A 13,267-nucleotide genomic window follows, 5' to 3' on the forward strand; every position below is an offset into this window, starting at 1 on the left:
ACTTTTATGGACATTTATATTAAGAAAGCCATTATTCACCAGTTCAGTCCGGATGATACCGAGCTGTTCCTAGCGGATAAGCTTCTCAATATTACTCCAAAAATCGAAGAATACCTGCGTAAAAAAATTGAACGTGTGTATTCAGATGAAGCCAAGACTGGGATTTTCGAGGAAGAAAATCCCTTCTTCAATCACATCACAGACGATTTATTGGAGACATCAGTAACACTGGCTAATCTCTGGAAAGAGGAGTTTAGCATTTCTGAAAATCTCAAGACCAATGACTTGATTTTTGTGCAATTGTCTAAAGAAGGTGTGGAACATTTCGCTTTCTTGAGAATTGCCCTGCGTGAGACCTTGACTCACCTCGGAGGAGAAGTTGATAATCCAATCAAGCTGACTCAGAATAACCTGCCTGGATTTGGAACAGGGGCTGATGAGGCCTTGGTGGTTAATCTTCAGAGTCGCAAGTACCATCTGATTGAAAAACGAATCAAGTATAACGGGGCTTTCTTGAACTATTTTTCAGATAATCTTCTTGCTGTCGCTCCTAAGATTTCTCCTAAGAAATCTATCAAGGAATTGGAAAAAACAGCACAGCGCATTGCTGAGACTTTTAACACAGATGATTTTCAATTTCAATCCAAGGTCAAATCAGCGATTTTCAACAACCTAGAAGAAAGCAATGAATTGTCACCAGAGAAACTGGCCAATGACCTTTTTGACAACAATCTGACGGCTCGTTTGAGCTTTATTGACCAAGTCAAAGAAGCCGTACCAGAACCTGTTCAATTTGATGAAATTGATGCCAGTCGCCAATTAAAGAAATTTGAAAATCAAAAACTTTCCTTGTCAAATGGAATTGAGCTCATCGTTCCCAATAACGTCTATCAAGACGCCGAGTCTGTTGAGTTTATCCAAAACGACAATGGAACCTACTCTATCTTAATCAAAAATATCGAGGATATCCAAAGTAAATAATGTTTAAACGAATTCGAAGAGTGCTTGTACTAGCAGTCTTCCTTTTTGCTGGATATAAAGCTTACCGCATTCACCAAGATGTTAAGCAAGTTATGACCTATCAACCCATGGTGCGAGAAATCTTGAGTGAAAAAGACACCCCAGCAAACGAAGAGCTTGTGCTCGCTATGATTTATACCGAAACAAAAGGAAAAGAAGGCGACGTCATGCAGTCTAGTGAGTCTGCCAGTGGTTCCACCAACACCATAAATGATAACGCCTCTAGCATTCGGCAAGGCGTTCAAACTCTGACAGACAATCTCTATCTGGCCCAGAAGCAGGGTGTTGATGTCTGGACGGCTGTTCAAGCCTATAATTTTGGACCAGCCTATATCGATTTTATCGCCCAAAATGGCAAGGAAAATACCTTGGCTCTGGCCAAACAGTACTCTCGTGAGACTGTTGCTCCCTTGCTTGGTAATACCACTGGAAAGACTTATAGTTATATTCACCCTATTTCCATTTTTCACGGTGCTGAACTTTATGTAAATGGAGGAAACTATTACTATTCTAGGCAGGTTCATCTTAACCTTTACATCATCAAATGTTTCACTCTCTTTTCAACATCTGGCTAATCCAGGTGTTTTTGTTATAAGTTTTCTTTAAGATAGATATATTACTCTAAAAAGGTAAAGGAGGGAATTCCCTATGAGAAAGAAACTCTTTCTGACCAGTGCTGCGGTCTTGTGGGCAGTAACAGCTATGAATAGCGCCCATGCAGCAACAGATGTTCAAAAAGTTATCGATGAAACCTATGTTCAACCTGAATATGTCCTAGGTTCATCATTGTCTGAAGATCAAAAAAATCAAACCCTTAAAAAACTAGGCTACAATGCCTCAACAGACACCAAAGAACTCAAGACCATGACACCTGATGTCTATTCTAAGATTATGAATGTGGCCAATGACTCTAGCTTACAATTGTATTCATCAGCCAAGATTCAAAAACTAGGTGACAAGTCGCCACTTGAGGTCAAGATTGAAACACTAGAGAACATCACTAAGGTGACTCAGGATATGTACCGAAATGCAGCAGTAACCTTGGGTGTGGAACATGCTAAAATCACTGTAGCAGCCCCTATTCCAGTTACAGGTGAGAGTGCTTTAGCAGGGATTTATTATTCGCTAGAAGCTAATGGAGCCAAGGTGCCACAAGCCAACAAAGATTTGGCTCAAGAAGAGCTAAAGGCTTTGTCCGATATCAATGCTGAAAACAAGGACAAAACAGGCTATGATGCTAATAAATTAAACGTTGCCTTAGCAGATATTAAGTCAGGACTCGCCAAAGCTAAAGAAAGTAAGGGAAATCTGACAGAGGAAGATGTCCGTAAAATTGTTGAAGATACCTTGAAAAATTACAAACTTGATCAGGTTATAACAGGAAACCAAATCAATATCATCATCAATTTTGCTTTGAATCTCTCAAAAAGTGATATTCTTAGCAATACAGACTTCACTAAAACTCTAAATGACCTTAAACAAAGTATTGTTTCACAAGCTGGCGACAGTTTTAAAAATATCAACCTTAACTTTGATGCTGATAAGGCGCTAGAGGACGGTGGGAACTTCTTAAGTTCCCTCTGGCAAGCCATTGTCAACTTCTTCAAGAGTTTTGGTTCTTAAGAAATTTCATGGTATAATAGATGGTAACCCTAACGTTGCCGTCTTTTTTGTCGGCCAATAGAAAGAGAAAATAATGTTAAAGAAAAATGATATTGTAGAAGTTGAGATTGTTGACTTGACCCATGAAGGGGCAGGAGTTGCCAAGGTGGATGGTTTGGTATTTTTTGTTGAGAATGCTTTACCGAGTGAAAAAATCCTTATGCGTGTCCTCAAGGTTAATAAAAAGATTGGTTTTGGGAAAGTTGAAGAATACCTTGTCCAATCACCACACCGTAATCAAGATTTAGATTTGGCTTACCTGCGTTCAGGAATCGCGGATTTAGGTCATCTTGCCTATCCAGAACAGCTCAAGTTTAAAACCAAGCAAGTCAAAGACAGTCTATATAAGATTGCTGGAATTGATGATATAGAGGTTGCTGAAACTTTAGGTATGGAAAATCCAGTCAAGTACCGTAACAAAGCACAGGTCCCTGTTCGTCGAGTGAATGGTGTTTTGGAAACAGGATTTTTCCGTAAGAATTCCCACGACCTCATGCCTTTGGAAGATTTCTTTATACAAGATTCTGTGATTGATGAGGTAGTAGTAGGTCTACGTGACTTGCTACGTCGTTATGATTTGAAACCTTATGATGAAAAGGAACAATCTGGCTTGATTCGAAATCTTGTGGTGCGTCGTGGGCACTATTCAGGGCAAATCATGGTCATTTTGGTGACAACTCGTCCCAAAGTTTTTCGTGTTGACCAATTGATTGAACAAGTCATCAAGCAGTTTCCAGAGATTGTGTCTGTTATGCAAAATATCAATGACCAGAACACTAATGCTATTTTTGGTAAGGAATGGCGTACGCTTTATGGACAAGATTTTATCACTGACCAGATGTTGGGAAATGACTACCAAATCGCTGGCCCTGCCTTTTATCAAGTCAATACTGAAATGGCTGAAAAACTTTATCAAACAGCTATTGACTTTGCTGAATTAAAAGAAGATGATGTGGTCATTGATGCCTATTCTGGTATCGGGACGATTGGTATTTCTGTTGCGAAACACGTCAAGGAAGTCTATGGTGTTGAAGTAATTCCAGAAGCGGTTGAGAATAGTAAGAAGAATGCTCAACTGAACAATATTTCAAATGCCAACTATGTCTGTGACACAGCTGAAAACGCCATGAAGAATTGGCTTAAAGATGGAATTCAACCAAGCCTTATCCTAGTTGATCCACCAAGAAAAGGACTCACCGAGAGTTTTATCAAAGCTAGTACCCAAACAGGAGCTAACCGCATCGCCTATATCTCATGTAATGTCGCAACCATGGCGCGTGATATCAAACTCTACCAAGAATTGGGATATGAATTGAAGAAAGTCCAGCCGGTTGATCTTTTTCCGCAGACGCACCACGTGGAGTGTGTTGCTCTGCTCGTAAAAACCTAGAAACCTTTGAATGAAAGGGATAACGAAAAGCCTTGATTGCAAGGCTTTTTGTATTGGCGTGGGGAAGTATCAGAGTGAGAAAATTTTTGGAATGAATAGAAGTGATAGCTAGAAATTATCAGTTTCTATTTCCATTTACCCTGTGGGTACGTGTTTGTTTCCATTGACAAGGAGATTGTGGGAATAGAAACGTCCACACCTTACATATCTCCAGAATGGGCGATTGAAATTGATACAATTTAATAGAGATAAGCTCTTGTTATGTTTCTTTTAAGTCAATTAACTAACAATACTCAAAGTATGCTCAAAAATATGATATAATCTAGGACATAAGGCAATACTGTTTTAAAGTATTTTCTCTTAACCATGTCTCGTTAGACAAATCTGATTCGTCTGGTTTTCTAATAGATTTTAATGCTGACTTGGTTTTATAGCCATTATGCTCTCCATTATTTTAGTGTGGAACACTTTGGTTATTAGTTTTTTGTTACATTGTAAGCAAATCAATAGAGATAGAAAAAGGAATTATATGTTTAGTTATGAGGTTGTAGCAAGTTTTAACGACTTAGAAAATGCTATTTATACAACTATTTTAGAAAATGAAAATATATCCTCTATGACAATCAAGGAATTGGCCCAACTTGCACATGTATCAGTTGGAACCGTACAACGATTTTGCAAGCATCTAGGATTTGATGGATATAGCCATTTTAAGATTGCTTATAAAGAATATTTAAAAAATGAGCAAATTATTTTAAACAATCAAAACAATCATTCTTTGAAGCTATTCATTGATTATACTGAGCAAGATACTTTTTTGCAGCTGATTATGGAGGCTGTGGCAATCTTAAAGAAAGTTGAACAGATTGTTTTTGTCGGAATTGGTTCCTCTGGAACTTTAGGTCGATATGGAGCGCGCTATTTTTCAAATATTGGCAAATTTAGTATGTGTATTGAAGATCCTTGGCAACCAGTGCTACAAAACAGTATGGAAAAAACTTGTGTCATTGCCTTATCCGAATCTGGTGAGACTTCTCAAACATTGAAAATTGTACAAAAATTAAAGGAAAAAGGTTGTCCAGTTATTGCCATCACAAATACATTGGAATCAACATTGTCAAGGCTATCTGATTGCTCCATAACCTATCATGTTCCTCAATTATTTTTAAATGGGTTTAATATTACGACGCAGGTACCTGTTATTCTTATTATTGAAATGTTAATGAAACAACTATATACTACAAAAGCATAAGGGTGTCTATGAATTTATTTGATTATCATAAAGTAAAAGGGCTAAATAATAGTGAATTAAGCGTGTATAATTTTATATTGCAACATAGAGATAAAGTTGCTACGATGACTATCAGAGAGCTATCGACATCTATAAATCTATCGACAACAACCATCATTCGTTTTGCGAAAAAGATGGGATTTGATAGCTACAATGATTTAAAATATGCTTTGTCAAGGTCGGAAGATAAGGAAAATAAACATCGTCACTACTTTCCTATTGATATTCCAGCAATACAATTTTTACAGACTAGTGTCCAAGATGAAGCTTTAAAAAAACAACTATCAGAGATAGCAGACTTGATCGTTCAAGCCAAACAAGTTATCTTTTTAGGGGTGGGTACTAGTCTAAGTTTGGCAGAATATGGCTCATATCTTTTTTCTGGAATCGGTATTCTTAGCTTTGCTATTACTAACCCATTTTATTCTCTGAAATTGCATCATTCTAATTTGGAGGATGTTTTGGTTATTGCTCTAAGTGTCAGCGGTGAGACAGAAGAAGTTCTAACTCTGGTACAGGGATTCAAAGAAAGAAATGCTAAGATTGTTAGTCTGACAAATACAGATATTTCCACTTTATCACAGCTATCGGATATAAATTTATCCTACTTTATGCCAGTTGCCTACGCAGATTCCTCGCTACGTTCCACTAATTTGACCACTCAGATTCCAGTTGTCTATTTTTTAGAATCCTTACGTTACCAAGTTTATTTAAAAAAATAGGAGTGAAAACTCTTGTTTTTTTTATGTAACAAATATTGTTCGACTGTACATTTATTTTCTATCTCAATATCTATTGTCAGCAGATACAGTATGTTATAAAATAGACTTGTTCATAGCGCTAGTACAAAATACAGAAAGGATTGGTAAAGTGGCAAAAATACCAGAAGGCTTTTTATGGGGTGGGGCAGTTGCTGCTCACCAAATTGAAGGAGGATATGATAAAGGTGGAAAAGGCATTTCGATAGCCGATGTGATGACGGTTGGAAGTGCTACCCACTCTCGACAGATTACTGATGGCGTCTTACCTGACGAATATTATCCGAATCATGATGCAATAGATTTTTACAGAACCTATAAGGACGATATACAATTATTCGCTGAGATGGGATTTAAGTGTTTTCGAACTTCGATTGCCTGGACTCGTATCTTCCCAAATGGAGATGAAGAAGAACCTAACGAAGAAGGGTTGAAATTTTATGATGATTTATTTGATCAGCTGCTAGCTCGTCAAATTGAACCGGTCATCACACTCAGTCACTTTGAAATGCCCTATCATCTAGTTACTAAGTATGGTGCTTGGCGTAATCGCAAGTTGATTGATTTCTTTGTTCGTTTTGCGGAAGTCGTCATGGAACGATATAAGGACAAAGTTAAGTATTGGATGACCTTTAACGAGATCAATAATCAAGGTGCAATTAATGTTCCTTGGTGCTCATGGACTAATTCTGGTGTCATTTATCAAGAAGATGAAAATCCAGTTGAGGTACTACAGCAGGTTATCCATTATCAGTCAGTGGCTTCTGCAAAAGTTGTACAATTGGGTCGGAAAATCAATAAAAATTTCAAAATTGGTTGTATGCTGGCAATGGTACCATTTTATCCGAATACATGTGATACAAAAGATATACTTGCTAGCCAGAAGGCAATGGAGCATCGTTTATTTCACTATGGAGATCTTCATGTTTTTGGAGAGCGTCCTTACTATATCGAGGCCTTTTGTCGAAAAAATAATATCAAACTGGATATTTTACCAGAAGATCTAGAAACTCTAAAAGAAGGTTGTGTAGATTATATTGGCTTGAGTTACTATATGAGTGATACAGTGACTGCTACAGCATCTGAGGAAACAGAAGAACTTTTCAAAGATGTTTATACTAAGAAAAATCCCTATATTGAATCAAGCGATTGGGGTTGGCAGATTGATCCTGAGGGATTACGCTATAGCTTAAATCTTTTATACGATCGCTATCATTGTCCGCTTTTTATAGTTGAAAATGGATTCGGTGCTTATGATAAGGTAGAGCCTGATGGAATCCATGATTCTTACCGCATTGATTACCTCAAACAACACATTGAACAAATGATGTTAGCGATTGAAGAAGATGGCGTAAATGTCATTGGTTATACCCCTTGGGGCTGTATCGATATTGTTAGTGCTGGTACAGGTGAAATGGAGAAGCGTTATGGCTTTATCTATGTCGATAAGAATAATAATGGCGAAGGAACTTTGCAACGAATGAAGAAAGATTCCTTTACATGGTATCAAAAAGTGATTACATCAAATGGAAACGAATTATAAGGAGTAATTAAAATGAATATTGGATTGTTTTGTGCAGCAGGTATGTCAACAAGTATTTTGGTTGAGCGAATGAAAGAAGCGGCTCAGAAAAAAGGGAAAGATGCAACAATTGCAGCTTATTCCATCAGTGAATTGGAACAAAGAGTTGGAGATATTGATGTGGCTCTATTAGGCCCACAGGTTGGTTTCCAACTTGAAAAAGCAAAAGAAATTTGTGCTTCTCACAATGTTCCTGTAGAAGTGATTGCAATGGCTGATTATGGCACTGCAAACGGTATGGCAGTTCTTAAACAAGCTTACATGATGAAAAAATAAGGAGAAGATGATGAAGGATAAACTGATTAAAAAGTTTGTTGATGGGATGATGGCCTTTGTCAATACCAAAGGTGTAACAGCGATAAAAGATGGTATTGTTTTCTCTATGCCATTGTTGATTGTTGGCTCCATCTTTCTTATCTTGGCCAATCTTCCAGTTCCAGCTCTAGCAACGATGTTAGAAACTAGTGGTATTACCCCTGTTCTCAATCAAGCAATTGGTGCAACCTTTAATATCAGTGCGATTGTAACAGTCATTGGGATTGCGTATACCTATGCTAAGCTAGAAAAACAGGAGCCGCTTGGGGCAGGTGTCATTGCCCTAGCAGTTTTCTTGCTAATCCAGCCCTCCAGTTTGATTTCTAAAAATGGGGATGTAGTTGGTAACATTATTCTGAAGGATTGGACTTCCGGGAAAGGGATGATTGGTGCCATTATCGTTGGTTTGATTGTAGGAGCAAGCTATTCTTGGTTTTTGAAGAAAAATATCAAAATCAAAATGCCAGATGGCGTACCAACTGGTGTAGCCAACGCATTTTCAGCCTTGATTCCTGCTACTGTTATCATCACAGCGGCAACGATCTTTGTCGGACTTGTTGAACAATTGTTTAAGGTCACAACGATTGAAATGATTTATAATCTTATTCAAACACCAATGCAAGGCTTGACTGACTCATTGTTTGGTGCGGTGCTTATGTGTTTCCTTGTACCATTCTTATGGATGTTTGGGGTGCACGGCTCAACTGTAGTTGGTGGCATCATGAGTGGCTTGCTACAGGCGAATGCTTTGGAAAACCAAGCCATTTTAGATAAGGGCCTTGAATTAAATCTAGCCAATGGTGGTCATATTGTGACGATTCAATTTTTTGATCAATTTATCAATGTTACAGGTGCCGGGATTACGATTGGTTTGGTAGTTTACATGGTTGCATTTGCAAAATCAAAACAACTAAAAATTCTTGGACGTCTTGAAATGGTTCCAGCCATCTTTAATATCAATGAGCCGGTGCTCTTTGGTTTGCCGATTGTAATGAACCCAGTTTTAGCAACTCCCTTTATATTAACGCCTATTTTATCTTGTATCATCCAGTATTCAGCGATTTATTTTGGACTGACACCTATGTATGGTGCCGTTCAAGTTCCGTGGACTTGTCCTCCAATTATTTCAGGATTTATCATCGGTGGTTGGAAAACAGCCTTGTTGCAAACACTTATTTTGGTTATGTCTTTCTTTGTTTATTATCCATTTATTAAACAGATGGATAAACAAGCTTTACAAGCTGTAATGCAAGAAACAAGCGATTTAGAAGACGAAGATTGGTAAGAGAGGTATTAAAATGGACGAAAAAGTACTCGAAGTGTGTTTTCAAATTATCACCTATGTAGGAACAGCAAAATCTATGTACATCGATGCTATTCAATTGGCTAAGCAGGGTGAATTCGAGCAGGCTAAAGATAGAATTAAACAAGGCGAAGAAGCATTTGTACAGGGACACAATGCTCACCACTCACTTTTGACAAAAGAAATGAATGGGGCATTAAGCCAAACAGGTCTACTTCTGATGCACGCTGAGGATCAGTTAATGAGTGCAGAAGGTTTTAGAACGATTGCTGAGGAATTTATAGCAGTCTATAAACGCTTTGAGGAAGGTAAATAGAGCAAGTTATGAAAGTAAAAAATCAAGCAATGTTAATTACCTATTCAGACAGTCTTGGAAAAAATCTGAAAGACTTGAAGTAGGTCTTAGAAGGCCCTTTGAAAGATGTGGTCGGTGGGGTCCATATTCTTCCCTTCTTTCCATCGTCAGGCGACCGCGGGTTTGCACCCATGGACTATACCAAGGTTGATGAGGCTTTTAGAGATTGGAGCGATATTGAGGCACTCAGTCAAGACTACTACCTCATGTTTGATTTCATGATTAACCATATCTCAGCCAAGTCGCCTTTTTCCTTGATTTCCTAGAAAAGAAAGATGAGTCTGCCTATGCGGATTTGTTTATCCGCTACAAAAATTTTTGGCCAAACAGTGGGCCGACTCAGGAAGATGTAGACCTGATTTACAAACGGAAGCCACGTGCTCCCTATCGCATTGCCAAGTTTGCTGATGGTAGTAAGGAAAAAGTTTGGTGTACCTTTGATGAGCAACAGATCGACCTCGATGTGACAACAGAAACAACTCGTCGCTTTATTCAGGAAAATCTGGAACAGCTGGCGGACCACGGAGCTTCCATTATTCGCTTGGACGCCTTTGCCTACGCCAATAAGAAAATCGGCACCAACTGTTTCTTTGTTGAGCCAGATATTTGGGAAATGCTTCATTTTCCGCGTCAGCTATTGGCACCAAAAGGAGTGGAAATTCTTCCAGAAATTCATGAACATTACACCATTCAGCAAAAAATCGCTGAGCAAGACTACTATGTCTATGACTTTGCCCTTCCGATGCTGGTTCTTCATGCTCTTTATTCAGGTAATGTCAACCGTCTTGTTCACTGGATGGAAATCTGCCCTCGCAAGCAATTTACAACCTTGGACACGGAGTGGTCGATGTCAAGGACTTGCTGACAGATGAGGAAACAGAGGTGACAAGAGAAGCCCTCTATGCCCAAGGAGCAAATGTCAAAACAGAGGACTACAACAATTTGGATATTTATAAGATAAATTGTACCTACTATTCAGTTTTAGGAAATGATGGCCAAGCCTATCTCTTGGCACGTGTGCTTCAATGTTTTGCACAAGGTATTCCGCAGATTTACTACGTTGGCTTGTTGGCAGGAGAAAATGATATCGAATTGCTCGAATCAACCAAAGAAGGCCGCAACATCAACCGTCACTATTATGATTTGGAAGAAATTGAGCGAGAAGTTCAACGCCCAGTTGTCCTTGTTCAATCTGCTCAAATTCCGTAATAGCAGCGCAGCATTTGATGGAGAGTTTACTGTTGACATGGAAGACGCTAATACTATCCACATCAGTTGGACCAATACCGATGCCAATACAGTGGCAGAATTAAGAGCTAATCTGAAAGATAAATCATTTGAAATTACAGAGAAAATAGATAGTGAAAGAACATCGATTTATCTATAATAGAATACAAAAGAGTGGTGGAAACGTTTGATTTCCTCACTCTTTTTGTTAGCTAGTTAGTAACAAAATAGTACTTAAACGTAAACTATGAATTATATTCTGTTGTGACGATAATTGTTCGAGAATATTTGTAATAAAAAAACAGGAACAGTCAATTAAACTGCTCCTATTTTTGTGATAGAATATAGGTAGTTATAACCGAGAGCAACTAAGAAGCAGTAAAAATATTATTCATAAAATAATCAAGATTAGGAAGATAAAATGACAGAAATTGATAAAAGGAATTTAAAAAATTATCTTTATTGTACATTTGGAATTACTTATATAGCTTGGGGGATTCTTGCCATCTTTACGCAATCTCATATTTTTGGATTAGAAACTTTTATAGGGAGAACTTTACATATAATAGGTGCACTCGGACCAGCTATTGCAAGTGGGTTTTATTTGAAAAGTAATAATATAAAATTTAAACATTTTTTATTTAATAAGAGAGAAAATAGTAGTATCTATTTCATTATTCATATGTTAGCAATTTTGATACTATTTTCTGTATCTTCCTTAGAATTAAATGGAGTATCAATTTATCTAATGCCATTATTCTTTATACAACTAATTTTTTTTTGGTGGTGGACATGAAGAATTAGGGTGGAGAGGAATATTACAACCGTTACTTGATAAAAAATATACATATTGGCAATCTAATTTGATTGTACGATCAATTTGGGAAATTTGGCATCTGCCTTTATGGTTTATAGTTGGAGAAAGTCATCAAGGATTTCCTTTTATTTTGTTTTTTATATATACATTATTTTTAAGTTTTGTTTTAGGTCTTCTTTACCGTCAAACGAAATCTGTGGGATACTGTATATTATTTCATGCGTTCGCAAATTTGTTAAATCTCTATTTTGTGTTAAAAATTAATGTTATTTTTATTGTCATTTTTATTGGTTATTTTATTTATACTATATTGGCGAGTAATAGAATTAGTAAGGAAACAACATTTTAAAATTTAGATCAGTATATCCATTATTGAAGGTAACAATCGGTCTATCTAGATAATCGATGTTAAAGAATTTTCTGTTGTAATTTCAAGTGGAATGATGAATGTCGTTTCTTTTGCAACTGGCGAAAATCTTTCCGTTCCACAGTATCATTTTAAAATGATTTTCATTGCCTTTTGTTTATTAGTATAAAAGAAGAATATTAACACATGTTGAGTGTGTGAGTTTGTTAGTGAAACGCAGTTAATCCTCAAAAGGTTCCCCAAACCTTTTGAGTCCGCCAATGGGATAGCTGTCGTAGAGTAATAAGTTTACGACGAAACGATAGGGTAACAGCGAACCGCTGAGTATGTAGCCTTGAAATGATGTTTTAAGAAGGTGGAAAAAAGAATTTGCTATATCCTAACGGTTACTAACTAATCAGTATTATGTTCTGAAAAATCAATCTACAGACAATTTAGAAGAGGTTATATATGGTTATATTAGAGTTATCTCAAAATAATTATTCTAAAGATTTAGTCGCATTTGATTCCATAGAAGATGGGAAAACTTTTGTAGCACAAATCCCTGGATATACTTTAGAAACAGAAGATGGATTTGAAGTAGAGTTTTTTAATCCTACAAACCTACCAGACTATATGGAAATTATCTATAACGGAAACATTGTACCTTTTTCTAAATTTATGTTTGACTCTAAGGAAAATGTAGACATTATTTGGAAAAAGATCTCGAATCTATCCGAACCAAACGAAAAAGTAATTGAAGGCTATTCCAAAATCGATGCATATGTCGTTAACAACGATGAAGTTAAAACCTATGTGGAAGCAAGAGAAGCAAACTATCGGCAGGCAAAAGACTTTCTAGAAGGCAGTGGATATGAAGTAGATAGAAGCTTTTTCGGAAGTGAAGACGGTGAAGCGATTCTCTACAGAAAAAAAGGTGCAGAAAATTGGCATTTCTTGTGTCACTTAGACCCAATGTTTGTAGAGATTGAAGATGTAGAAGGATATGTTAAAGAAGAAGTGGGAGAGATTCAATAGTCGATCAAAGTTCCTTGTGAGTATGTACCTTTGCTAGTAAAAATGTCAAAACATTGTAACGAAGGGGGTAAGAAAATCATTGAGTGTAAGCCTTTGTCTTGTTTAGAGGAAAAGTATTAGAGTAGCCGCTCATAATTTATACTAGATTTGATAACTTATTTGA

General features: G+C 37.1%; 11 protein-coding genes and 2 pseudogenes. All 13 read left to right on the top strand.

Annotated elements, in window-relative coordinates; translation table 11 throughout:
• The first annotated feature begins 6 nt into the window (after positions 1 to 6).
• The 13 genes and pseudogenes from HT669_RS02320 to HT669_RS02380 all read left to right on the top strand — a co-directional run bounded on the left by HT669_RS02320 (position 7) and on the right by HT669_RS02380 (position 13,104).
• Positions 7 to 981 (top strand): nucleoid-associated protein, encoded by a 975-nt coding sequence (locus tag HT669_RS02320; protein ID WP_031222414.1) that lies wholly within the window; start codon positions 7 to 9, stop codon positions 979 to 981.
• Positions 981 to 1,595 (top strand): cell wall hydrolase Pmp23, encoded by a 615-nt coding sequence (gene pmp23, locus HT669_RS02325; protein ID WP_000476369.1) that lies wholly within the window; start codon positions 981 to 983, stop codon positions 1,593 to 1,595. Before HT669_RS02320 ends, pmp23 begins: the two co-directional genes overlap by 1 nt.
• 73 nt (positions 1,596 to 1,668) lie before the next feature.
• Positions 1,669 to 2,643 (top strand): DUF1002 domain-containing protein, encoded by a 975-nt coding sequence (locus HT669_RS02330; RefSeq protein WP_172933616.1) that lies wholly within the window; start codon positions 1,669 to 1,671, stop codon positions 2,641 to 2,643.
• Positions 2,644 to 2,716: 73 nt separating this feature from the next.
• Positions 2,717 to 4,072 (top strand): 23S rRNA (uracil(1939)-C(5))-methyltransferase RlmD, encoded by a 1,356-nt coding sequence (rlmD, locus tag HT669_RS02335; RefSeq protein WP_000914557.1) that lies wholly within the window; start codon positions 2,717 to 2,719, stop codon positions 4,070 to 4,072.
• Positions 4,073 to 4,601: 529 nt separating this feature from the next.
• On the top strand, positions 4,602 to 5,324 hold the full coding sequence (locus tag HT669_RS02340) for a MurR/RpiR family transcriptional regulator (protein WP_000493321.1): 723 nt from the start codon (positions 4,602 to 4,604) through the stop codon (positions 5,322 to 5,324).
• Positions 5,325 to 5,332: 8 nt separating this feature from the next.
• Positions 5,333 to 6,085 carry a MurR/RpiR family transcriptional regulator gene (locus HT669_RS02345; protein WP_023932686.1) on the top strand — a complete coding sequence of 251 codons (753 nt, stop codon included), beginning with the start codon at positions 5,333 to 5,335 and terminating at the stop codon, positions 6,083 to 6,085.
• 148 nt (positions 6,086 to 6,233) lie between these two features.
• Complete coding sequence (locus HT669_RS02350) at positions 6,234 to 7,664, top strand: 6-phospho-beta-glucosidase (protein ID WP_001062961.1); 1,431 nt, start codon at positions 6,234 to 6,236, stop codon at positions 7,662 to 7,664.
• Between the two features lie 12 nt (positions 7,665 to 7,676).
• Entirely contained in the window at positions 7,677 to 7,979 is a 303-nt protein-coding gene (locus tag HT669_RS02355; protein WP_001020606.1) for a PTS sugar transporter subunit IIB, read from the top strand.
• Positions 7,980 to 7,989: 10 nt separating this feature from the next.
• Positions 7,990 to 9,303 carry a PTS sugar transporter subunit IIC gene (locus tag HT669_RS02360; RefSeq protein ID WP_031222412.1) on the top strand — a complete coding sequence of 438 codons (1,314 nt, stop codon included), beginning with the start codon at positions 7,990 to 7,992 and terminating at the stop codon, positions 9,301 to 9,303.
• A 13-nt stretch (positions 9,304 to 9,316) separates the two neighbouring features.
• Positions 9,317 to 9,637, top strand: coding sequence for a PTS lactose/cellobiose transporter subunit IIA (locus HT669_RS02365; protein ID WP_000343789.1), 321 nt, complete (start codon positions 9,317 to 9,319; stop codon positions 9,635 to 9,637).
• A gap of 8 nt (positions 9,638 to 9,645) precedes the next feature.
• A pseudogene (gene gtfA / locus HT669_RS02370) lies at positions 9,646 to 11,063 on the top strand (sucrose phosphorylase).
• 261 nt (positions 11,064 to 11,324) lie between these two features.
• Positions 11,325 to 12,069, top strand: a pseudogene (locus tag HT669_RS02375) (CPBP family intramembrane glutamic endopeptidase).
• A 468-nt stretch (positions 12,070 to 12,537) separates the two neighbouring features.
• Entirely contained in the window at positions 12,538 to 13,104 is a 567-nt protein-coding gene (locus HT669_RS02380; RefSeq protein WP_000234981.1) for a hypothetical protein, read from the top strand.
• Positions 13,105 to 13,267: the final 163 nt, after the last annotated feature.

This window comes from Streptococcus sp. 2100, from assembly GCF_013276335.1.
Classification (GTDB): domain Bacteria; phylum Bacillota; class Bacilli; order Lactobacillales; family Streptococcaceae; genus Streptococcus; species Streptococcus pseudopneumoniae.

Excerpts from the sequence above, each read along its gene's own strand:
- HT669_RS02320 (WP_031222414.1), top strand. The coding sequence starts at position 7 with ATGGACATTTATATTAAGAAAGCCATTATTCACCAGTTCAGTCCGGAT.
- pmp23 (WP_000476369.1), top strand. The coding sequence starts at position 981 with ATGTTTAAACGAATTCGAAGAGTGCTTGTACTAGCAGTCTTCCTTTTT.
- HT669_RS02330 (WP_172933616.1), top strand. The coding sequence starts at position 1,669 with ATGAGAAAGAAACTCTTTCTGACCAGTGCTGCGGTCTTGTGGGCAGTA.
- rlmD (WP_000914557.1), top strand. The coding sequence starts at position 2,717 with ATGTTAAAGAAAAATGATATTGTAGAAGTTGAGATTGTTGACTTGACC.
- HT669_RS02340 (WP_000493321.1), top strand. The coding sequence starts at position 4,602 with ATGTTTAGTTATGAGGTTGTAGCAAGTTTTAACGACTTAGAAAATGCT.
- HT669_RS02345 (WP_023932686.1), top strand. The coding sequence starts at position 5,333 with ATGAATTTATTTGATTATCATAAAGTAAAAGGGCTAAATAATAGTGAA.
- HT669_RS02355 (WP_001020606.1), top strand. The coding sequence starts at position 7,677 with ATGAATATTGGATTGTTTTGTGCAGCAGGTATGTCAACAAGTATTTTG.
- HT669_RS02360 (WP_031222412.1), top strand. The coding sequence starts at position 7,990 with ATGAAGGATAAACTGATTAAAAAGTTTGTTGATGGGATGATGGCCTTT.
- HT669_RS02365 (WP_000343789.1), top strand. The coding sequence starts at position 9,317 with ATGGACGAAAAAGTACTCGAAGTGTGTTTTCAAATTATCACCTATGTA.
- HT669_RS02380 (WP_000234981.1), top strand. The coding sequence starts at position 12,538 with ATGGTTATATTAGAGTTATCTCAAAATAATTATTCTAAAGATTTAGTC.